20 protein-coding genes and 1 tRNA gene are annotated in these 21160 nt (G+C 60.8%); 8 read left to right on the forward strand and 13 right to left on the reverse strand.

What is annotated here, in order from left to right:
- Positions 1 to 95 precede the first annotated feature (95 nt).
- From HEQ61_RS05520 to HEQ61_RS05550, 7 genes are all read right to left on the reverse strand, one after another.
- The gene (locus tag HEQ61_RS05520; RefSeq protein ID WP_168020281.1) at positions 96 to 1307 is read right to left on the reverse strand and encodes a glycosyltransferase family 4 protein; all 1212 of its coding nucleotides are present in this window, start codon (positions 1305 to 1307) and stop codon (positions 96 to 98) included.
- Positions 1304 to 2011, reverse strand: a complete 708-nt coding sequence (locus HEQ61_RS05525; protein ID WP_168020282.1) for a WbqC family protein — start codon at positions 2009 to 2011, stop codon at positions 1304 to 1306. The genes HEQ61_RS05520 and HEQ61_RS05525 overlap by 4 nt, the downstream gene beginning before the upstream one ends.
- A gap of 44 nt (positions 2012 to 2055) precedes the next feature.
- Positions 2056 to 2775 carry a class I SAM-dependent methyltransferase gene (locus tag HEQ61_RS05530; RefSeq protein ID WP_168020283.1) on the reverse strand — a complete coding sequence of 240 codons (720 nt, stop codon included), beginning with the start codon at positions 2773 to 2775 and terminating at the stop codon, positions 2056 to 2058.
- Positions 2772 to 3782, reverse strand: a complete 1011-nt coding sequence (locus HEQ61_RS05535) for a radical SAM/SPASM domain-containing protein (RefSeq protein WP_209315661.1) — start codon at positions 3780 to 3782, stop codon at positions 2772 to 2774. Before HEQ61_RS05535 ends, HEQ61_RS05530 begins: the two co-directional genes overlap by 4 nt.
- A complete protein-coding gene (locus tag HEQ61_RS05540) occupies positions 3779 to 4876 on the reverse strand; it encodes a DegT/DnrJ/EryC1/StrS family aminotransferase (RefSeq protein WP_322099205.1) in 1098 nt (365 codons plus the stop codon). Before HEQ61_RS05540 ends, HEQ61_RS05535 begins: the two co-directional genes overlap by 4 nt.
- A 100-nt stretch (positions 4877 to 4976) precedes the next feature.
- Positions 4977 to 5765, reverse strand: a complete 789-nt coding sequence (locus HEQ61_RS05545; protein ID WP_168020284.1) for a hypothetical protein — start codon at positions 5763 to 5765, stop codon at positions 4977 to 4979.
- A gap of 202 nt (positions 5766 to 5967) precedes the next feature.
- Positions 5968 to 6606 (reverse strand): LysE/ArgO family amino acid transporter, encoded by a 639-nt coding sequence (locus HEQ61_RS05550; protein WP_322099200.1) that lies wholly within the window; start codon positions 6604 to 6606, stop codon positions 5968 to 5970.
- 104 nt (positions 6607 to 6710) lie between these two features.
- On the opposite strand from HEQ61_RS05550, the gene HEQ61_RS05555 reads away from it, so the two are divergent.
- Positions 6711 to 7544 (forward strand): LysR family transcriptional regulator ArgP, encoded by an 834-nt coding sequence (locus HEQ61_RS05555; protein WP_245183147.1) that lies wholly within the window; start codon positions 6711 to 6713, stop codon positions 7542 to 7544.
- A 115-nt stretch (positions 7545 to 7659) separates the two neighbouring features.
- On the opposite strand, the gene HEQ61_RS05560 is transcribed toward HEQ61_RS05555, so the two are convergent.
- Positions 7660 to 7735, reverse strand: a tRNA-Ala gene (locus HEQ61_RS05560).
- A 167-nt stretch (positions 7736 to 7902) separates the two neighbouring features.
- Between HEQ61_RS05560 and HEQ61_RS05565 the strand changes: the two genes are divergently transcribed.
- From HEQ61_RS05565 to folD, 3 genes are read left to right on the forward strand one after another with little or no spacing between them, the layout of a single operon-like run.
- A complete protein-coding gene (locus tag HEQ61_RS05565; RefSeq protein WP_168020285.1) occupies positions 7903 to 8214 on the forward strand; it encodes a YggT family protein in 312 nt (103 codons plus the stop codon).
- Positions 8201 to 8539: a DUF167 family protein gene (locus HEQ61_RS05570; RefSeq protein WP_322099201.1), complete on the forward strand. Its 339-nt coding sequence runs from the start codon at positions 8201 to 8203 to the stop codon at positions 8537 to 8539. The genes HEQ61_RS05565 and HEQ61_RS05570 overlap by 14 nt, the downstream gene beginning before the upstream one ends.
- Entirely contained in the window at positions 8536 to 9417 is an 882-nt protein-coding gene (gene folD, locus HEQ61_RS05575; protein WP_168020286.1) for a bifunctional methylenetetrahydrofolate dehydrogenase/methenyltetrahydrofolate cyclohydrolase FolD, read from the forward strand. Before HEQ61_RS05570 ends, folD begins: the two co-directional genes overlap by 4 nt.
- Before the next feature lie 31 nt (positions 9418 to 9448).
- Here the strand turns inward: folD and HEQ61_RS05580 are convergent, their stop codons facing one another.
- Genes HEQ61_RS05580 through HEQ61_RS05595 form a run of 4 tightly spaced genes read right to left on the reverse strand, consistent with a single transcriptional unit; the run spans position 9449 to position 12265 of the window.
- Entirely contained in the window at positions 9449 to 10780 is a 1332-nt protein-coding gene (locus HEQ61_RS05580) for a CCA tRNA nucleotidyltransferase (protein ID WP_168020288.1), read from the reverse strand.
- Positions 10777 to 11061 (reverse strand): DUF6111 family protein, encoded by a 285-nt coding sequence (locus HEQ61_RS05585; RefSeq protein WP_168020290.1) that lies wholly within the window; start codon positions 11059 to 11061, stop codon positions 10777 to 10779. Before HEQ61_RS05585 ends, HEQ61_RS05580 begins: the two co-directional genes overlap by 4 nt.
- Positions 11061 to 11693: a CoA pyrophosphatase gene (locus HEQ61_RS05590; RefSeq protein WP_168020292.1), complete on the reverse strand. Its 633-nt coding sequence runs from the start codon at positions 11691 to 11693 to the stop codon at positions 11061 to 11063. The genes HEQ61_RS05585 and HEQ61_RS05590 overlap by 1 nt, the downstream gene beginning before the upstream one ends.
- Complete coding sequence (locus tag HEQ61_RS05595) at positions 11690 to 12265, reverse strand: DUF1285 domain-containing protein (protein WP_066134417.1); 576 nt, start codon at positions 12263 to 12265, stop codon at positions 11690 to 11692. The genes HEQ61_RS05590 and HEQ61_RS05595 overlap by 4 nt, the downstream gene beginning before the upstream one ends.
- Before the next feature lie 66 nt (positions 12266 to 12331).
- Here HEQ61_RS05595 and HEQ61_RS05600 point away from each other — a divergent pair, with 66 nt between their 5' ends.
- Genes HEQ61_RS05600 through HEQ61_RS05615 form a run of 4 tightly spaced genes read left to right on the forward strand, consistent with a single transcriptional unit; the run spans position 12332 to position 19125 of the window.
- Positions 12332 to 13369 (forward strand): AAA family ATPase, encoded by a 1038-nt coding sequence (locus HEQ61_RS05600; RefSeq protein WP_168020294.1) that lies wholly within the window; start codon positions 12332 to 12334, stop codon positions 13367 to 13369.
- A 13-nt stretch (positions 13370 to 13382) separates the two neighbouring features.
- Entirely contained in the window at positions 13383 to 14288 is a 906-nt protein-coding gene (locus HEQ61_RS05605; protein WP_168020296.1) for a DUF58 domain-containing protein, read from the forward strand.
- Complete coding sequence (locus tag HEQ61_RS05610) at positions 14282 to 17011, forward strand: DUF4159 domain-containing protein (protein WP_168020298.1); 2730 nt, start codon at positions 14282 to 14284, stop codon at positions 17009 to 17011. The genes HEQ61_RS05605 and HEQ61_RS05610 overlap by 7 nt, the downstream gene beginning before the upstream one ends.
- Entirely contained in the window at positions 17008 to 19125 is a 2118-nt protein-coding gene (locus HEQ61_RS05615) for a hypothetical protein (RefSeq protein WP_168020300.1), read from the forward strand. The genes HEQ61_RS05610 and HEQ61_RS05615 overlap by 4 nt, the downstream gene beginning before the upstream one ends.
- Here the strand turns inward: HEQ61_RS05615 and HEQ61_RS05620 are convergent.
- On the reverse strand, positions 19079 to 20863 hold the full coding sequence (locus tag HEQ61_RS05620; protein ID WP_168020301.1) for a bifunctional diguanylate cyclase/phosphodiesterase: 1785 nt from the start codon (positions 20861 to 20863) through the stop codon (positions 19079 to 19081). The genes HEQ61_RS05615 and HEQ61_RS05620 overlap by 47 nt on opposite strands.
- Positions 20864 to 21160: the final 297 nt, after the last annotated feature.

The following is a 21160-nucleotide window of genomic DNA, read 5'->3' on the forward strand; positions in this document are numbered from 1 at the left end:
GTCGCACCTTCGGGTGCGGCCTTTTTCCATTTCGGGACAGAAGCCTGTCGGTCAGACCATGACCAGCGTTACACTCATGGCATCCCCTGCCTTCCCTACAAAAAGGACTCGTATCGCGCCAGCAGCTGTTCTGCCATGACCTCGGGCGCCAGAAATTGTTCGGCATACCGTCGGCTTTTGCGCCCCATCTCCTCCAGAAGATCCCGTCTCTCGTCCAACAGTGTTAAATGCTGACAGATCTGCTCGGGGGTGCTGGCATCGAATCCAGGCATTGGTTCCGGAAAATGCTGCGCAAAGATCTCATTACGCAACTTGGCCATAACAGGGCGCCCCATGGCATAGGCGTCTGTTGTCACCATTCCCGGAAAGGCTGTGCCGAACTGATCACAAACCAGGTCTGCCGCCGCCACTTCCTTGTAATAGGCAAACAGGGGCAGTTCATCCAGCCACTCAACACTGGCTCCGATACCCAGGTCTGCAATCAGTTCCGCAGCAGCCTCCTGATCCTGCCCTTTCCGGGGCAAGCGGAGCAATCCCTTCCCGCCACCCTTGACATACTGCGCAAACCCTTTGATCAGAACATCCGTCCCCTTGAAATCCAGAGGGCTGAAGCCCGGATGCTGATCTGGCCTGTAAACAATCCGGCTGCCACAAAAGATGGTCAGGCGTTCATTGTGCGGGAGGCTTTGATATTCGAGATCAAGGGTATTGGACAGGTACACCATAAAGCGTCGTTCATCTGAAACCCCGATGTCATCAAGAATATGATCCCCGGACGGTATCAGTCCACGCTGGAAGTAGCATATAACTTCGGACGCCAGAATGCCGTCCCGCTGCCGAACCACAAAATCAGAGAACCGCAATACGTACCGTCGCCCTTCCGGCGAGCGCCGGAGCTTTGGATGCCATGTTCCCGTTCGTATGTGCAAGGACTCAAAATTGGCGTGGCTGGCAAGATCATGCCCGGTCAACAGGGAAATATGCGGTGCATTCAGGAAACAGGCCAGTGCCGGCCCTGTATCATTCAGAATGGCCAGATCCACCTTGTTGGTAAGGCGATAAATGGCATGATCCAGCGCTTGCGTCTGATAAGCGACATCCAGATCGGTGAGGTAAGAACAATCATAAATCCAGTCGGGATAGGCATTGGCCCACTCCGGAAACAGCGCTTCGGGCATGTGGTGTGCAGTTTTATGGTTCAGAATCAGACGGGCATCATGACCCAATGCCCGAAGGCCACGGACCAAAAGCAAGGGATAGTTGTTGACGTTGCCAAAGACAATGATGGAAAGCTTTGATTTTCTCATTTCGCGACTATAATCCTGCTTGGTGTCCGGCTCCGCACAAGATGCTTTGCTTGGTGCCCGCAATTGGCAATCAGGTCCAGCACCGTCACCCCGCCGATAAAATCGCCCCAAAGCTGCGGATAGGGATCGTAATCGTAAGACTTGTATTCAAGCTGGATGCCGTGGTCCCGGAACGCGCCCTTGTCAAGGTAGGCATCCGCGCTTGGTCCGCTCAGGTATATTGTAGCCCCCAGTTTCTTGATCATATCAACAAGGCGACCTGTCTTGGTCCCCTGCAGGGATAATTCACTGGACAGGATCATCGGGGTCTTGATGTCCAGATACGCACAGATCCTGCGGATCAGATAGATGTTCAACTGGCTGATGGTTGTGTGCCGTACGTCATCAAACCCGGACAGTACGTCCATGGCAGCGTCGAAATATGGCGCGGAACGGTAGGAAAAAGACCACGTACCACGGTGTTTTTTTTGCCATGCCACCGCATTCTGGATCCGAGTGTCACAAATACGTTGCGTCTGTTTCTCATGCACGACAGGGACCGTAAGCCACTCAGCCCCCTTGGATGTCTTGATCTTGTTGCGACTTCTCCAGTCACGGACTGTATACTGGACATCATCAAGAAAAACGAACAGATCAACGCTGGCAATAATATCAAAATACCCGCGCCATGGAATAAAGGAGGATTGTACAGAAGCAACCTTCAACGCACACCTCAGATTTTTAATAAAATTTAACAATGAGAAGATACTTATAACTTCTGCGCAACAAATAGCTTCCTAGTCATCTGCTGGAATCTTTCATATTTACCGCTATGAATGACCATATCCCTGATTGCGTCATTTACACCATTATATGACGAGAACGCATCATCGAAGCAAATCCAGCCGCCGGACAGCAAAAACGGCTCTACGGTCTCTATATCCTTGCACACCGCATGAAAGCCGTGATCTCCATCGATAAAGGCAAGGCTCAAACAGAAATCGGGCGCCACATTCCTGACAAAGGATTCCAGGTCGGCCCTGTAGGGAATGACACAGCCCTCCAGGTTATGTTTCCGGACAGAATCATTAAAAGCTTCAAGCGTACCCGGCCAGCGTTCATAGAGTGGCGCAATATCGCGCAGAAAGGGTTCTTCCCATACCGTCTGGTCCTGATAGGCACCAAACGTGACTCCGTTCAGCTGAACCGAAAACGAATACGTACCGTCAGCATTGCGGAACCAGTCATTCTTTTCCGGGAATAAATCCACGCAATGGACCTTGACCTTGCCCGTTGCCTGCGCTGCCATACCCAGAACAATGGCAGAGCGACCACACCATGACCCCAATTCCAGAATATCACCCTGTAAATGGGCACTGGAAAAGGCCAGTGTAAAAAGACACTGCAGTTGATCAAGGGGCGACCACCCGGGAATATCGCGGACAGCACTCTCGATCCTACTGGCAATGGGCTGGGTCACATGACTCATGGCACCGGACTCTCATCCTGAATGAAATCCTCCACCATATCGGCGTAACTCCGTCCCTCGCGGGGCCAGCGGGTTGCGGCCCAGTCCGGACACTGCCCGCAGAACGGGTGATTGTGGTAGGCGTTGGTTTGATGCGCCTCGCGCAGGCGACGGTAAAACGCACCCTGCCATTCTTCATGAATGGTGGTGTTGCGATAATCGGCAACATACGACCCATGCACCCAGTCGGATGGGCAAAAGGCCAGATCACCACGTGCATTGACCGTGATGCGTTCCCAGGGATACAAGCAGGGACGACGCACACTGGTATCCTGTGCAGCCCGACTTGCATCTGCGACATCAGCCACAGCCCCGGAACAGGAATGCAAACGGCGCATGACAACGTACTGCGCACCCTGATCTTTCCAGTAGCGCTCGAAGTCAGCGGCTTCGGCGGTGTTTTCCGGCTGCTCGACAAAGCTGACCACCACCTTGGTTTTGGCCCCGCTTTCCCTTACCCACCGGATCAAGCGCAACGTGTTTTCACGCGTCACCTCAAGGTTGCCCTTGACACGAATCTTGGCATACGTCTCGGGGCGAAATGCATCAATGCTGATATCGATCAGGTGTACCCCTGCCTCCAGCAGGTTACGGGTCCGCTTTTCGTTCATGATCTTTCCATTGGTGGTCAAGGTCACAAAGACACCGGAATAATCCACCGCAGCCTTGATCATGCTATAACCATCGGGGTGTACCAAAGGCTCGCCGTTGCTTGCATAACGGATGTAACGGGTATGGCCCTGCCCGTGTTGGCGCACTTCCTCGATCATCTTCTCGTTCAATGCCGGATCCAGATGGCGCCCTGCGTAATGCTCCGACCTGGCAAAGGCCGGATGGGGACAGTGGGTACAGGCCAGATTACAGACCTCGGTAATATCCATAAGGATCTGCGAGGGAAACCGGGCTGACAGGCGGCCACCAAAATCATAGGTCTCTACAAGCGTGGATTCCGGCGCACAGGCAATCATTGCAGGACCTTTTCATGATTGAGAAGACAGGCCAGATTCTCCACAACGTAATCGACATCGGCCAGCGTCATCCTGGCGCTGATCGGCAAGGTCATGATTGCATCCGCCAGTGATTCCGTCACGGGCAGGCAAGAAACCCCCTGCGCACTGTACAGGGGTTGCCTGTGCAGTGGTCTGTAATGAACGCTGGCACCAATATTGCGGGCCCGCAGCGCCAGCAGCAAGTCATCACGCCGGATCGTGGTTTTGGCGGAATCAAACCGGATGACCAACAAATGCCGGGCATGACTCTTGTCAAAGACACCCTGCTGAAAAGTCACCCCTATACCCAAGGCATCCAGACATTCCCTGTAGTGTTCGGCAATTATCAGCCTGACGTGCGCCATTTCGGGCAGACGGCTCAATTGCACCCGCCCGATCGCGGCTTGAAGATCTGTAAAGTTTGCCTTGTAACCAAGCTCGGTTACATCGGCAGAAAAGGCCACAGACGGTCGGATGTATCGTGACCAGGCATGGGATTCCAGGCCGTTCATACGCAGGCACCGCAGACGTTCCGCCTTCCCGGAGTCAAACAGCGCAAGGGCACCACCCTCGGCCGTAGACACATTTTTATTGGCATAGAAGCTGAAGCAAACCGTATGGCCCGACGCCCCCACGGGCCTGCCGTTAGCATACATGGCACCCAGTGCATGGGCGGCATCCTCGACAAGAATGACATCCGCCGGCAGGGATGCCCTCAATGCCTCAACATCAACGGCGTAACCGCCATAGTGCACAACAACAACCGCCCGGGTTCGCCCCGTCACCTTTGCAGCAACGGTTTGTGGCGTCACGCACATGCTGTAAGGATCAACATCACAAAACACCGGCGTGGCACCAAGATAGAGCGCCGCATTGGCTGTGGCACACCACGTCAGGCTGGGAACGATCACTTCGTCTCCCGGACCGATCCCTTCAACCAGAAGAGCAAGAAAAAGCGCAGAAGTACACGAGTTGACGGTCACGACCTCCGGCGCACCGATGAATGCACCCAGCTCGCTTTCGAATGCCAGGGTCTTCCTGCCCCATGCCGACCCAGCCGGAACGCATGACACGGGCAACAGCGTCTACTTCAGCTTCAGTGAAATCAGGGGTACCAAAAGCAAGATACGCGTCTCTCATCAGGGCGTTCCCCGGCAACAGGACAATCAGGCACTACACCGGGTCAGCCATGGAGGCATGCACCGCTGAACAGGGTTTCCAGGCCGCTTGCCTTGCATACCACCCCTGCTGGGGAATAACCTTGCCCGTGGATTGCGCGCCTTTTGTCGCGACGCAAAAAGTTGCGCAAAAATTCCCGTCCATTTTTCCATACCTGGATGGGTCAAGCTGATCTGGTTCATAGTCGACAAACGTGCACGGATCCGTCCACTCGTTCGACGTAAACTGGACAACTTTTATTGCATTCACCTCCCATGCATTGGCCGCATAGAAATCGCGGAAAAGGGTAGGCTGCATCATATAAAAACCGTGATCAAAAAAACCGGAGACAGGCGAGCTTGTAATGGCCCTTCCACCAATCTTCAGGAACTGGAAAACAGCATGCATTGCGTTGGGGAAGTGAAAAATATGCTCCAGCGTTCCGTGGTCCATGACAACATCGAATTGTCCTCGCCACTGCTCCGGAATATCCGGGGCATTCATGTCATGAAGAATATCCGCCCCTTCAAAGTCCGAACAATCAAGCGCCATGACTTCAGAAAACCCAAGGCGCCGGAACACAGACTGGGTATCAAGACAGCCTTTCTCCGCAAAGTCCGGCTTGTATGAAAGAGCAGGCTGAACGGAGCCATCAAGCTCAACCCCAACCATTTGGGCCATCTGGCGATAGGCATCATCAGAAAAATAGATGTCCCCCTGACCGAGAAGAAGAAGTCTTCCCTTGAACGGCCTTCTTTTGCTCTCCTCAAGAACAGGAATGATATTTGCTTTTATGAATCCCACGCCATTTCCCCCTTAATATTCCAGAATAAAAACCCCACGTAGTATATATGGCACAAAGAGCCTTTTATTGCAATGATTTAGCAAATTAAATAGATAACATACAAATAGAGAGTATGTAATCATTACGATCCGACCTCTTGCATGACTGAAGCAAATGTCCCCACAAGGCAGGAACAGAATGCTCTTTTGCACGCGCAGACCCTCAGAACCCCGTCAGAACGCGATGGATCAAGAGACCCGCGATGGTCAGCATTGTCACCCCGACAAAGGCATCCAGAAAACGCCAGGCCACAGGACGGGCAAACCAGGGGGCCAGCCAGCGCGCACCGAACCCCAGTGACACAAACCAGATCATGCTGGCCACACAGGCTCCGGCGATAAACCAGATCTGCAACGACGACGGATGCTGGGCGCCGATACTTCCCACCAGCAGCACCGTATCCAGGTACACATGGGGGTTGAGGAACGTAAAGGCAGCCGCCTGGGCCAAGGCAGCCCCCCGCCCCAGCCCGGCCCCGCCTGTATCGGCCCTCAGGGCCTGTGACAGCCGGGCCCGGCGCAAGGCCTGCCACCCATAGACCAGCAAGAAGGCGGAACCGGCCAAAGCCAGCGCATGCGCCAGTGCGGGGCGATTCCCCAGGGCTTCGGCCATGCCCATCACACCGGCTGTGATCAACACGGCATCGGCTGTTGCACAGAACAGCACCACGCTGCCCATATGCTCGCGCCGGAGACCCTGGCGCAACACAAAGGCATTTTGCGCCCCGATCGCGACAATCAACCCCAGGCTCAGGGCCAGCCCCTGGGTAAAGGCCGGCATGGAAAAGGAAAGGAATCCCACAACACACTCTCTGTCAAAATCAGGTTACGACGGCCTGACCTTGCCCGGCGCAGGAAATAAAGGCAAACTCACTTTTCTTTATCCAGTTAAGGAAAACTGATCTTATGCTGGACTATGCCGCCCTTTCTGTCATGGCAACTGTTATCAGGGAAGGAAGCTTCGAGCGGGCCGCACGCACCCTGCACGTCACGCCATCGGCCATTTCGCAGCGCGTCCGCCAGCTGGAGGAACGTGTGGGCTGTGCCCTGGTGATCCGCGATCAGCCGTGCCGGGCAACCGATGCCGGCCGGCGTCTGTGCCAGCACATGGACCGGGTGCGTCTTCTGGAACAGGATCTTCAGGACACGCTGCCAGCTTTGGCGCCCGAAGGTGTGACCCGGGTTGCATTGCCTGTTGCGGTCAATGCCGACAGTCTGGCGACCTGGCTGGCTCCTCCCCTGGCGGCCTTTGCCGCACAGGCCCCGGTGCTGATGGATATTGCCGTGGATGATCAGGACCACACCATGGAATGGCTGCGCAACGGATCGGTTCTTGCCGCTGTCACTGCCTCTGCCCGGCCGGCTGCCGGATGCAACAGCCAGCCCCTTGGAGCCATGCGCTACCGCGCGGCCGCCAGCCCGGCCTTTATCCGGCATTATTTCGCCGATGGTGTGGGATCAGGAAGCCTAGCCCGTGCCCCCAGCCTGGTGTTCAATACCAAGGATGAGCTGCAAGCACGCTGGGCCCGGCGCCTGTGCCACCGGAACGTTGATCTGCCCCGGCACACGCTACCCTCGCCACAGGCCTTTGCAACCGCCGCCATGGCCGGCATGGGCTGGGGGTTGCATCCACAGGCGCTGATTGCCGAACATCTTGAGGAAGGCTCCCTTGTGGAGCTGGTGCCCGACACCCCGCTGGATGTACCGCTGCACTGGCAACAGGCCCACCGTTCTGGATGACCTGACCCGCCACATTATGGCCGCGGCACGGACGGCCCTGCTTCCACCCTGAAAGGGTTTTAAGGGCCTGCATGCACAAAGGCCCGACTTGTTATGGCCGGGCCTTTGGATATTATGGTGGAGCTGAGCGGGATCGAACCGCTGGCCTCGTCATTGCGAACGACGCGCTCTCCCAACTGAGCTACAGCCCCGTCATGCAAAAGGGATGCGGATAATCCCCGGAACCCCCTTGACTGTCAAGACCGTTTCTGGCCCTGCACCGACAGCCCGATGGCCGTGTCTGTTTCCCTTGCACCGCAGGGGGCATCCCGCTAGGGTAAGGCCGTGTTTTACGGTTTGGCCGACAGGTAACAACTCCATGCAGGCTGTCAGTGGTTTTTTTCAGGTTCTGGACGCGATCCTGAATTTTTATGAATGGATCGTGATTGCTTCGGTCATCCTCAGCTGGCTGTTTGCGTTCAATGTCCTGAACTACAGCAACGGCGCGGTGCGGACCATCAGTGATATTGTCCACCGCCTGACCGAACCGGTCCTGGAACAGATCCGCCGGGTCCTTCCGATCATGGGCAACCTGGATCTGTCGCCGCTGGTTCTGTTTTTCGCCATTATGCTGGTCCGGGCCTCTGTTCTCCCGGGTCTGCACGAGCTGGTTCTCCGTGCCCTGTTCTGATGCCCCGGATTATTCTCTTTTGCTCAAGCCCACGGCTGATGGAATCCGGCTGGTGGTGCGCCTGACCCCGAAAGCCGGGGCCAATGCCATCCGGTCCCGCGCCCTGGAAGCGGACGGAACGCCGGTGCTGAAAGTGTCAGTCACCGCCGTTCCAGAAAACGGCAAGGCCAATACGGCACTGATTGCCCTGCTGGCCAAGGCGTGGAAACTGCCGAAAAGCACCTTTTCCATTGTTTCCGGCACGACGGACCGCCGCAAGACCGTACAGATTTCCGGCGACCCTGCCATTCTGATCCCCCACATTACCGGGATATTGCCACCATGACTGATCCTTCTGCCCGTTTGATCGACGGCAAGGCCTTTGCCGCATCCCTGCGCCAGTCCATCGCGACCGAGGTTGGCCGCCTGAAAGACCGCCTTGGCACCGTGCCGGGGCTGGCGGTCCTGATGGTTGGCGATGATCCGGCCAGCGATGTCTATGTCCGCAACAAGGCGCGCCAGACCGCAGAATGCGGCATGAAATCGGTGGAACGCCGCTTTGCTGCCACGCTGACAGAAACCGACCTGCTGGAAGAAATCGCCCGCCTGAACGATGACCCGACCATTCACGGCATTCTGGTCCAGCTTCCCCTGCCGGCGCATATCAATGCCGACCGGGTTATTGCCGCCATCCGCCCGGACAAGGATGTGGACGGGTTCCACCCGGTCAACGCCGGTCTGCTGGCCACCGGCGGCAAGGGGCTGGTGCCGTGCACCCCGCTCGGCTGTCTGCTTCTGCTGCGCGATGTTCTGGGGGACATGACCGGTCTGCAGGCCGTGGTGGTCGGGCGGTCCAACATTGTCGGCAAGCCAATGGCCCAGCTGCTGCTGCAGGAAAGCTGCACCGTGACCGTGGCCCATTCCCGCACCCGTGACCTGCCCGCCATCTGCCGCCAGGCCGATATTCTGGTGGCAGCCGTCGGGCGTCCGGCCATGATCCGCGGCGACTGGATCAAGCCCGGGGCCACGGTTATCGATGTCGGGATCAACCGCATTGCGGCAGAGGGCGGCAAGACCCGCCTGACCGGCGATGTTGCCTTTGACGAGGCAGCCCGCGTTGCCGGGGCCATCACCCCGGTGCCCGGCGGGGTCGGGCCGATGACCATTGCCTGCCTGTTGCGCAACACGCTGACCGCGTTCGCCCGCATCAACAACCAGGACTGAAGCGACCCGGCGCAAAGCCGAAGGGGTGGCCTCACCCTGCTTCGGGGTCCGGCGACGGGGGACGCAGGGATGACAGAAGGGCAGCACGGTCCAGCCGGCACCCGCTGTGAAGCCACTCCCCCTGAAGTCGCGCCAGCTCCTGGCCAAGAAGTGGCCCGGACCGGTATCCATTGGCCAAAAGATCCCGGCCTTTCAGGGGGAATGACGGAACGGGCAGCGACAGGGCCAGATCCAGGGCACGTTGCCACAAAGCGCTGCGCCGGGGACACAGCCTGTGCTCTCCGTCGCGCTCAGAGGACCACACCAGAAGGATCATGTCCACCACCGTCTTTCGCCCCAGACTGAAAAGGGCTTGAAGAAGAAGGGGTTCTCCCCCATCCGGGTCGGGGCAAGGCGTGATATCGGACAAAACGGACAGGCGTTGCATCTGATGCGATGACAGGCGCAGACGACGGGCCACCTGCATGGCGGCGTGTGGATCGGTGTGCAGAACCGCAGCCAGCCGGCGCACAGGATCGGGTTCAACGCCATCCATCACCAGACCCCGTGTTTCCAGGAACACCAGCTGACGCAACCGCCCGAATGCCCCGGCTTCGGGCAGAACCTGTTCCAGCACCCGGGCCCCGCGCATCAGCAACAGAACATCCGGACAAGCCGGCGTTTCCAGGATACCGATCAGTTCATCACGGATGCGTTCGGCCGACAGCTCCTTTAGATGAGGGGCCAGTGCCTGGCAGGCCGACAGGGCATCCGCGCTGGCCGGGGGGCGGCCAAAACGCGCATAAAAGCGGAAAAACCGCAGGATCCGCAGCCAGTCTTCGGCAATACGCTGCATCGGGCGGCCCACAAACACCACCCGGCCATGCGACAGATGCTCAAGACCGTCAAAGTAATCGTAGACCGCACCGTCCGGAGTTGCCGACAGGGCATTGATGGTAAAATCACGCCGGGCTGCATCGGCCATCCAGCAGGACGACCATTTCACAACGGCATGCCGGCCATCCGTTTCCACATCTTCCCGCAGGGTGGTGATTTCAAAACTGTGATCCCCCACCCGGGCGGTCACGGTACCGTGTTGCAGACCGGTGGGTATACAGCGCAGGCCGGCTTGTTCCAGCAGGTGGATCACCGTATCGGGCGGATCGGGGGTGGCCAGATCGATATCGCGCGGCATGACCCCCAGCAGGGCATCACGGACACAGCCGCCGACAAAGCGCACGGTGGATCCTTCGGCCTGAAGGGCATCCACAACCGCCCTGGTTTCCGGCCACGACAGCCAGGGAACAGGACCCAGCTGACCCCACGGAGGACGTTCCCGGCGTGACCAGACCCGACGGGGTTCCTCCGGGGCGGACGCGGTCATTTCGCCCCGAACCCGCCGGGGACAATTCGCCCGTCCACCAGCTTTGGCGGTGTATAGGCATCACCGGGCTGGCCGGCTGGCTCAATCAGGGCCACAACAACCAGCGACAGGATGACCAGGATGAAACCTGCCAGAACGGCCACAAACCAGGCTCCCTTCTCAAGCGGCGGCACCGCACCGCCATGACGTTCCACCCAGCGGGCCCGCACCCGGACCCAAAGCACAAGGACAACCAGAGGCACCAGAAACGGCAACAGAACCGTGACCACGAACTGGATCATTACACACTATCACCTTTTCCCGACCCTGGATCCACGGCCCCACCGTTCAGAATGCGTGACAGGTTGACCAACATGCCCGCCGTTGCCCCCCATATATAATAGTCATTCCACGACAGGGAATAAAAAAGGCGGCTCTGTCCATTGACAACAGTTTGATTCTGCCTGTGATTGCGGGGATCCAGGACAAAATCAAGCGGAACCTCGAACACTTCCGCCACCTCGCCCGGGTCTGGATCCAGACCAAGCGGCGGCGCAAGCAGACCCACCACCGGCGTCACCCGGAATCCGGTCACGGTGCGATAGTCATCCAGACGGCCAACCACATCAACACCGCGACGGTCCAGCCCGGTTTCCTCGGCGGTTTCACGCAGGGCACAGTCCACGGCATCCTTGTCCCCGGCCTCCAGCCTTCCACCGGGGAAGGCGATCTGCCCGGCGTGATGGTCCAGATGATCGGTGCGGCGGGTCAGCAGAATCGTACAGGCCGACGGATGGCACACCAGCGGAACCAGAACCGCCGCCGGGCACAGCGCATCACCACCAGCAAGAGGATCCGCATCCTCATCGGAAGACAAACCGGTTCCGTACCCCTGCTCCAGCATGGTGACCAGCCGGTCGCGTGAAAAAATCATGGTCCGGTTTGTCCCAGCGGAAAGAAAGACCCGCAGCTCCACACCCCGACCGTATCGGGACCGGCACCGCCCGGAGCGGCTTTTTGTGATGATGCCGCGACAGTCACGCACAGCGCCAGATCGACCATACGGTAATACACCGGGCGGCTCAGGCGTGCCTCCAGCCCTTTCCTGATGTAGATATAAGGCAGGGGGCATCCTGTCGCACGGTCGCGCGCCATACGCAGGGGATGGGCATCATCAAGCACCACAACGTCATCGACGTTGGTATGCAGGCTGATGACCTGATCCGGGCCGGGATGGGCAACGGTCATGTCCACGGCAACAAAGGGAACATCGGCTACGCTGACGGTGCCGCGCTCTGCCGGGGTGACAAGCCAGTAAGTACCGGATGCATCGCGCGACAGGACCGAGGCAAACAGGCGGACCAGTTCCGGACGACGAATGGGGGAGCCAAGATAAAACCAGTCGCCATTGCGGTCGATCGACAGACCAAGATCACCGCAGCTGTCAGGCACCAAACTGCGCAGTACGGCATCGGCAGGTTCAGCATCGTGATCGTGGTGGCCCATGGGCCCTGTCCCCTCGTTGTCCAGCCCGGACGGCGGATTATACCAGGAAAGCGTGGAGAAGGCATTATGAACAACCCGAATTCGTCCTTTCCCGGTTCTGTCACCCCTCCGCCCCTGTCCACTGAACGACAGGACCAGCTGATGGAGCTGGTATCCCGCGCGCACCGGGCCGTGGCATCGGTTATCTTTGGCCAGGACCAGGTGATCAATGAAAGCCTGGTAACACTTCTGGCCGGGGGCCATGTGCTGCTGGTCGGGGTACCGGGGCTGGCCAAAACCCGCCTGGTACAGGCCATGGGGCAGGTTCTGGGCCTGGAAACACGGCGGATCCAGTTTACGCCCGACCTGATGCCGGCCGACATCCTGGGATCGGAAATCCTGGACACCGCACCGGAAGGGCACCGCTGGTTCCGCTTTGTACCCGGGCCGGTATTTACACAGCTTTTGATGGCCGACGAGGTCAACCGCGCCGGGCCACGCACCCAGTCCGCACTGCTGCAGGCCATGCAGGAACATGAAGTGTCCATTGCCGGGCAGACCCACCGGTTGCCGGCTCCGTTTCATGTGCTGGCAACACAGAACCCGATCGAGCAGGAAGGAACCTATCCCCTGCCCGAAGCCCAGCTGGACCGCTTCATGATGCAGGTGGATGTCGGGTACCCCGACCTGGATGCCGAACGCCAGATGCTGATCGCAACCACGGGCACCACCACCACACACCTGCACCCGGTCATGACCGCCGAAGACCTGATGGCCGCGCAGGACCTGGTGCGGAGAATGCCGGTTGGAACACGGGTGGTGGAATCCATTCTGGCCCTGGTGCGGAACGGACGACCGGAAAGCAGCAATCTGGACATGGTCCGCCGCGCCGTGGCCTGGGGACCCGGGCCACGGGCCAGCCAGGCGCTGACCATGGCTGTGCGGGCACGCGCCCTGCTGGACGGGCGGCTTGCACCATCGGAAGCTGACGTGACCGCCCTGGCTGCTCCGGTCCTGCGGCACCGCATGGCGCTGACCTTTGCCGCACGGGCCGACGGCATCACCGTGGACGCGGTTGTCCGTGCCCTGGTCGCGGATCTGGAAACACCGGCAGCCGCAGCCTGAACGGGGGAAGACCGTGAAACCAGGGGCACTGTCACTGTATCACCGGGCGGAAGGACTGGCGGCAAACCTGCCTCCGCTGCTGCTGAAAGCCGAACAGGCTGCCGCCACCCTGCGCGGGGGCAACCACAGACGACGGACCGCCGGCTACGGAGATTCATTCTGGCAGTTCCGCCCCTGGGAGAACGGGGATACCACCTCGGCCATCGACTGGCGCCAGAGTGCCCGGCGGGACAACCTGCATATCCGCCAGCAGGAACAGGTCTCGGCACGCAGCCTGTGGTTCTGGTGTGCCGATGGCCCGTCGATGGCCTGGCATTCATCCCCCCATCTTCCGGAAAAGCGCGACCATGCCCGGCTGCTGGTCCTGACCCTGGCCTGTCTGGGACTCTGGGCGGGGGAACAGGTTGCCCTTCTGTCCCCGCGCATGCCCCCCGGCAGCGGACGCCCGGCCCTGATCCGCATGGCAACACATCTGGAAACACCGGCACCGGAAACAGAACGGGCCCTGCCCGCTCCGGACCCGGGAACGTTGCGCCACAGCCTGGTGATCCTGGTCGGCGATTTCCTAGACCCGCCCGACACCCTAGAACACACCCTGCGCACCTGGACCGGGGCCGGCATTCGCGGTCATCTGGTCCAGGTTCTGGACCCGGCCGAGGAAAACCTGCCCTTTGACGGGCAGATCCGCTTCTTCCAGCCCGGACAGGTGGGCACACCGGGCCTTCTGGTATCCCGGGTCCGGGATATCCGCGAGGCCTACTGCCACCGTCTGGAAGCACACCGCCGCCACCTGGAAACCATTGCCATGCAGTTCGGGTGGACCTTCAGCCTGCACCATACCGACCGCTCGCTGGAGCCGGTCCTGCTGGGCCTGCACAGCAGGCTGGGAACACACCGGATGACAGGCGGGCCATGCTGACAGGAACCCTGAGCATCCTGAACCCGTGGATACTGGCCGGGCTGGCCATCCTTCCGGCTGTGTGGTGGTTGTTGCGCATCACCCCGCCGCCGGAACGGCACATGACCTTTCCGCCGCTGCGCCTGCTGGCCGACATGTACCCGGGCACCATTACCCCGGCCCGCACGCCGTTATGGATCCTGCTGCTGCGGGTGCTGATCCTGGCCCTGGTCCTGGCCGGGCTGGCCGGCCCGGTCATGGATGCACGCCTGCCGGCAGAAAGCCGCCGGCCGCTGTTGGTTGTGGTTGATACCGGCTGGGCCGCCGCAGCCGGATGGCAGGACCGGACCCGTGCCCTGAACACCGTTCTGGATGATGCCGCATCCCTGTCGCGTCCGGTTCAGGTTGTGGCCACCACCCTGCGCCCGGGGGAATCGTATCCGGCGGCGTCCCCTCCTGGCTCTGCCGCCGATGCACGGGCGTGGCTGCGCCGGATGGCACCGGCACCCCATCATCCCGACTACGCGGCGTTTGCAGCATGGCTGAACCGCCCCGGTACGGTTCCTGATACGGTGGAAACCCTGTGGCTGAGTGATAGCCTGGAGCATCCGGAACAGGACGAAGCCGCCATGCTGTTGCAGCAGCGCGGTCCGGTAGCCGTTCTGCTGGCACCGCCAACACGGACCGCCGTTCTGCTGCGTCCGCCGGAACGCACCGCAACGGGCATTGAGCTGACCGCCCGACGCCCGGATGACGGACAGCTGCCCCCACGCACCCTGGTGGCCAGAGGTCTGGACCGGAACGGCACCGTGCGGGTTTCCCGGCCACTGACCCTAGCAGCCGGAACAACGGAAGCAACCATCACCCTGGACCTGGAGCCGGACCTGATCCCGCTTGTCACCCGCCTGGACATCACCGATCCCGGCGGGATCCCGCTTGGAGCCGGGGCAGTCCAGCTGACCGACGACCGCTGGCAACGCCTGCCGGCCGGTGTGGTCACGCGGGGAGACAACAGCCTGCCTTTGCTGTCAGGGTCGTGGTATGCCGAACGGGCGCTGGCCGGATCGCTGACCGTGTATACGGGGTCGGTGACAACACTGCTGGCACGGCGGCTGTCAACGGTGGTCATACCGGGTGGCACCATTCCGGACAGCGAAGTGGAACCCCTGTCGCAATGGGTGGACCAGGGCGGGGTTTTGATCCGGTTTGCCGATACGACCCTGGCCGAACGGGGTGATACGGCGCTGTTGCCGGTCTCGCTGCGCACCGGGGGACGCTTCATGGGCAAAGGGCTGAGCTGGCAGGAGCCGTTGCCCCTGGCCCCCTTCGACAGCACCAGCCCCCTGTCCGGGTTGACCGTACCGGACGGCATTACGGTTTCCACCCAGCTGATGGCCCACCCCGGCCCGGAAACGGAAAGCCGGACCTGGGCCCGCCTGCGTGACGGAACCCCCCTGATCACCGGGCTGCGGTCCGGGGCGGGATGGATTGTGTTGATCCACACATCGGCCAACACAGACTGGACCACCCTGCCCTTGTCCGGCCTGTTCCCGGCCCTGCTGGATCGTCTGGCAGGACTGGGAGCCGGAACCACCGAAACAGCATCCCGCGATACACCGCTGCCGCCGTGGCAGGTGCTGGATGGTTACGGGCAGCCTGTCACCCCGGGCGCGGGGGTCAAGCCGCTTCCCGCCGCAACCGAGACACCCGGAACCCGCATCACAGTCGGGCCGGAGCATCCGCCCGGGTGGTACGGCATCCCCGGCAACCGGCAAGCCTTGTCCCTGGCGACCCGCACAACCGCGATGGACGCACGCACCCGGTGGCCAGATGGCATCCGCGTACAAATAGCCGGAGACACTGCAGCCACCCGCATGGCATCCAGGCTTGGCCCGCTGCTGCTGGGCATGGCCCTGGCCCTGCTGCTGGCAGACAGCCTGATTCATGCCCTGCCCGCCGTGCGATCATGCCTGTTGCAGGGTTTGCGCCGGACAGGGGCCATGCTGGCCTTGATGGTCCTGCTTCCCCTTGTCTCTGCAACACGGGCTGACGCTGCCGACAATCCCGACATAACCGATGCCCTGGACACACGCCTGGCCTGGGTTGCCACCGGCGATGTCGATATCGACATCCTGACTGAATCCGGACTGCAACGTCTGACCGGGGCGCTGGCCCTGCGCACCTCGGCCGAGCTGGCCAAGCCACGCCGGATCAACCCGCACACCGATACCCTGGAATTCTATCCCCTTATCTACTGGCCGGTCGGACCCGGTGCAGTGGGGGTTCCGACACAAACGCGGGACCGTGTCGCGCGCTATCTGGAACGGGGCGGGCTGCTTGTTCTGGACGGACGCCATCCTGACAACGCCGCCGCCCTGCGAACAGTGATGGCATCACTGGACCTGCCTCCCCTGCGGCGCATGCCCGAAGACCACGTTCTGACCCGCAGCTTTTACCTGTTGCCAAACCTGCCCGGACGCATTGCCGGTGCCGATGTGTGGATCGGGGAACAGGCCGCCCGTGGCGAAGGGGTTTCGCCGGTTATCGCCAGCAGTGCCGACTGGGCCGGGGCATGGGCCTCCGATCGCCGGGGACACCCGGTCCTGCCGATGGTGCCTCCGGGCGAACGCGGGCGGGAGCTGGCCCTGCGCAGCGGGATCAACATGGTGATGTACGCCCTGACCGGTGACTACAAGGCCGATCAGGTGCATCTGCCGGCCATTCTGGAAAGGTTGACCCAATGATACCGGTCAACGACATGGCGAGCCTGTCCCTGGAACCGCTGCTGCCCCTGTGGCTGACCGGCGGTGCGTTTGTGGTCATGCTGGCCCTGACCCTGCCCGGCCTGATCGTATCGGGCCGCCGGGAGATATGGCGCCTTCTGCCGGCCTGTGTGGTGTGCGCTGTTCTGGCCGGGCCGGTCCTGGTGCATGAAACACGGGAACCGGTGGATGACATTGTGCTGCTGGTCCTGGACGACAGCGACAGCATGCAGCACGGGCAACGCATTGCCCTGCGGGATTCCACCGTGGAAATGCTTCAGGCCCGGATCGGCCAGCATGCCCATGTCCGGACACACACCGTCATGGTCAACAGCCAGGGACAGAACGGAACCCGGCTGACGGGAGCGGTGGAACAAGCTGTCGCCGGGTTGGCCGGCCAGCCGGTTGCCGCCGTTGTGCTGGTAACCGACGGGCAGGTGCACGACATGCCATCAGACCCGGACGCGGTACAGGCGCTGGCAAGCCGGATCAAGGCCCCGGTTCACACCCTTCTGACCGGGGCCCCGGGGGAGAAGGACCGGCGGATCCACATCGACTCCGCCCCGGACTTCGGCCTGATCGGACGGGAAGCCACCATCAGCATTACCATTTCAGAATACGACACCGGCGTTGCAGAACGGTCCTCGCCCATTCCCCTGACGGTACGCATCAACAACGACCCGCCACAGGTGCGGATGGTGATCCCCGGGCGTAAACAGGATCTTGCCATTCCGCTGACCCATGCAGGACAGACCGTTGTCGGCCTGTCTGTTCCGCCCCTTGAAGGCGAACCCGACACCACCAACAACCGGACCGCCCTGGCGATCAACGGCATCCGCGATCGTGTCCGCATCCTGCTGGTCTCGGGCGAGCCGGCAATCGGGGAACGCGCCTGGCGCCGGCTGCTGAAGGCCGACCCCGGTATTGACCTGGTGCACTTTACCATCCTGCGTCCCCCGGCCAAGGACGACGGCACCCCCCTGCACGAGCTGGCGCTGATCACATTCCCGGTCCGGGAGCTGTTCGAGGAACGGCTGGCCGACTTCGATCTGGTTATTTTTGATCGCTACACCCGTCGATCCCTAGTACCGGGACTGTTTCTGGAACGCCTGTCGGCCTATGTCCGCAATGGCGGGGCCTTGCTGTTGTCCGCCGGTCCCGAATTCGCCGGTGCCGGCAGTCTGGCGGAGTCACCCCTGACCAGCGTTATTCCGGCCCAGCCAACCGGGCGCACGGTGCGCTCGCGCTTTGTACCAGGTCTGGACCCGGTCGGGTTCCGCCACCCGGTTACAGCCGGCCTGCCGGATTCCGGAACGCAGGGCCAGGCTCCATCGTGGGGGGCCTGGCTGCAATATGTTGAAGCCAGCCCGACCCGGGGAACAACCCTGATGCGGGCCCCGCGAGAAGCCCCCCTGCTGGTTCTGGAACGTGTCGAAAAAGGCCGCAGCGCAGTCATTCTGTCTGATACCCTGTGGCTGTGGGCCCGGGGCTGGGACGGTGGCGGACCACAGGCCGAGCTGCTGCGTCGGCTGGTCAACTGGCTGCTGGCCGAACCCGCGCTGGAAGAAGAATCCCTGCATGCGGCCATCGCCGCCGATACCGGCATCATGACAATAACCCGGCGCAGCCTGTCCGACCCGCCGGCAAACCGGCACGGAGTTACCATCACCGACCCGGACGGAAACCAGGTCACCGCCACCTTGCACACGGTCGCGCCGGGACGGGAACAGGTGCAGACAGAAGCAACCAAGCCGGGAATCTGGTCTGTTGATGATGGAAGCCGCCGCATTGTCACCGCATCGGGAACTGGCACCAGCCCGGAGCGTGCCTCCCTGATCACCACCGACCGCATGCTGGCCCCCTTGAGTCAGGCAGCCGGAGGCAGCATCATCTGGCTGGCACAGGACGGCGTGCCACAGCTGCGCAGCATCGACCCCGACGCAAGACGCCATGGCGGTCCGTCCTGGATCGGCATGCGCCGCAACGAAGCCCACATCAGCAGCGGCGTGCACACGACACCGTTGCTACCCGCTGGCGTGGCCGCAATACTTATTCTGGGAACACTGGTTCTGGCATGGTGGCGGGAGGGGCGCTAGCCCTGCGGACCGGTTCCCCCAGACAGGCCACAACAATCCGGTCTGGCGCAGCCTTGGCTTCCGACTTCAGCCGGGCCATGGTCTCGGCCAGATGATCACAGCAACGCCCCCCGGCCCCTTGTGGAATGTGCACAACCGCCGCCGAAGCGGACAGAAGCGGAAAATACTGCCGGGTCCCGTTTCTGTCAGAAGCCACAATGTAGCCGTTGCGGCGGGCATCCGGATCATAAAAACTTTCAACATCTCGACGAAAACACGCGGTCAGGTCGCGCACGCGCTCCAGGACCATTTCAGGGCTGATGTTGCGGAACCCGGCAACAAAATCATCACCACCGATGTGGCCAATAAACACATCATCACGACGCAGATCGCGCACCAGAAGATTGGCAAACAGGACAATCGCCCGGTCCCCCTGCCGGAATCCATAGGTGTCGTTGAACGGCTTGAATCCATCAAAATCAAAGTAAACAATACACCAGGATGACTGGCTGTCCTCCATCACCCGGGCCATGTATGCGTTGATCATCGTATTGCCCGGCAAGCGGGTCAGCGGATTCTGGTCCCGCGCCACGGCCAGGTTCTTTTCATTCAGAAGCCGCAGCAGGGAACGGGCAGACAAAAAGCCGGCATAGCATCCGTCGGCAGTAATGATGATACCCTCGGAATCCTCGTCAGCCGAAAAAATCTCCAGGATCTTCTCCGCACTGGTCCGGATATCGGCTACTGGACAGGGCCAGAGAAAATCCCGCAGTTGACGGGCATAGCCCTTGTTCGACAACAGCTCCTTGCCATACGGCGCGTACACATAATTCTTCAGCGTCTGTTCGCGCACCAGGCCCAGCGGTTCCCCGTCGCAGGATACAACCGGGAAAAACGTGTGGGTGCTGTCAAGACGGAACCGCTCCAGCACATCGGCCAGCTGCGCATCTTCCGGGATAGGGGGAATACGGGTGATGCGGGCCTGGACCAGATCCTGGTCCGTTTCCGCACGCCGGCGGTCACGGGCGTTGATATCCCGCGCACGGGCAAGCACCTGCTCCATATCAGGACAACAGCGATCGGACTCCGCACCGAACAGGGGGCCCTGAACCAAATCAAGACCGGCCTCGCGGCAAGCCAGATACTCCTGCTCGGTCTCGACACCCCGGGCCATGACTCGAACCCCAAGAAGATGGGCCAGGTTAACCATGTGCCCCAGGAAAATGCGGCGACGGCTGCTGCTCAGGCCGCCTGTAATAAAGAAACGGTCAAGCTGGATATAATCCGGATTGGCCAAGAACAGAAGCAGGAGACCGGACGACCCGGTGCCGAAATGGCTGATGGCAACCCGGCCGGCCACAGCCCGCAGAGCATTCAGGCCTTCCATAGCCTCATCGCAAACCCGAACCGGTCCATGGGCTTCCAGTGCCAGAACCACACGACCGCGATCGACCCCACAGGATTCCATCAACGCACCCAGCTGTGGAGCCAGACGATCCGAACACCCCAGTACACGCACATCCATGCTGACAAAAAGCTGGTTTTCTTCCCACCGGGGACACTGCACAAACGCATGCAGGGCCAACCGGAATACCTCGGCCGTAACATCGGACAGAACCCCGGCAGCAGCAGCCTGCACGAAAAGCGGCTGGAGACCTTGTGCAGATCCTGTGTCGTCGCTGCCATCAACCAGGACAGCCTCGTACCCGATACAGCGCGCGCTGTGCAAGCTGACAACCGGCAGCAGGGCCACGCGCATGCCCTGCACCTGCCTGATCACCTGTTCACTGGTACTGGATAGCAAAACAGACAGATCCCTTTTTATTTTTCTGTTCCGGGGTGACCGGAGAGCACAACCATTATGCGTTAATATGCAACAGCTATACGCGGAAGAGGCAGTTCACCAGCAACGCGCCACAAATGCAAGATGTTTTGTCCACCGCACCCTGTCTCTCAGGCCCGCACCGGCTCGTGGGTTCCAACCCCGTCACGCACACCATAACCGGACAGGACAACCGCAACACCGGGAGCAGACATAGCATAATATCCTTATTCT

Origin of the sequence: Haematospirillum sp. H4485, assembly GCF_012102745.1 — a bacterium.
In the GTDB taxonomy this organism is placed as follows: Bacteria; Pseudomonadota; Alphaproteobacteria; order Rhodospirillales; family Rhodospirillaceae; genus Haematospirillum.

Bases quoted from the DNA above. Each gene is read 5' to 3' on its own strand.
- HEQ61_RS05520 (WP_168020281.1), bottom strand. From the start codon at position 1,307: ATGAGAAAATCAAAGCTTTCCATCATTGTCTTTGGCAACGTCAACAAC.
- HEQ61_RS05530 (WP_168020283.1), bottom strand. From the start codon at position 2,775: ATGAGTCATGTGACCCAGCCCATTGCCAGTAGGATCGAGAGTGCTGTC.
- HEQ61_RS05535 (WP_209315661.1), bottom strand. From the start codon at position 3,782: ATGATTGCCTGTGCGCCGGAATCCACGCTTGTAGAGACCTATGATTTT.
- HEQ61_RS05555 (WP_245183147.1), top strand. From the start codon at position 6,711: ATGCTGGACTATGCCGCCCTTTCTGTCATGGCAACTGTTATCAGGGAA.
- HEQ61_RS05565 (WP_168020285.1), top strand. From the start codon at position 7,903: ATGCAGGCTGTCAGTGGTTTTTTTCAGGTTCTGGACGCGATCCTGAAT.
- folD (WP_168020286.1), top strand. From the start codon at position 8,536: ATGACTGATCCTTCTGCCCGTTTGATCGACGGCAAGGCCTTTGCCGCA.
- HEQ61_RS05580 (WP_168020288.1), bottom strand. From the start codon at position 10,780: ATGACCGCGTCCGCCCCGGAGGAACCCCGTCGGGTCTGGTCACGCCGG.
- HEQ61_RS05585 (WP_168020290.1), bottom strand. From the start codon at position 11,061: ATGATCCAGTTCGTGGTCACGGTTCTGTTGCCGTTTCTGGTGCCTCTG.
- HEQ61_RS05590 (WP_168020292.1), bottom strand. From the start codon at position 11,693: ATGATTTTTTCACGCGACCGGCTGGTCACCATGCTGGAGCAGGGGTAC.
- HEQ61_RS05595 (WP_066134417.1), bottom strand. From the start codon at position 12,265: ATGGGCCACCACGATCACGATGCTGAACCTGCCGATGCCGTACTGCGC.
- HEQ61_RS05600 (WP_168020294.1), top strand. From the start codon at position 12,332: ATGAACAACCCGAATTCGTCCTTTCCCGGTTCTGTCACCCCTCCGCCC.
- HEQ61_RS05610 (WP_168020298.1), top strand. From the start codon at position 14,282: ATGCTGACAGGAACCCTGAGCATCCTGAACCCGTGGATACTGGCCGGG.
- HEQ61_RS05615 (WP_168020300.1), top strand. From the start codon at position 17,008: ATGATACCGGTCAACGACATGGCGAGCCTGTCCCTGGAACCGCTGCTG.
- HEQ61_RS05620 (WP_168020301.1), bottom strand. From the start codon at position 20,863: ATGCGCGTGGCCCTGCTGCCGGTTGTCAGCTTGCACAGCGCGCGCTGT.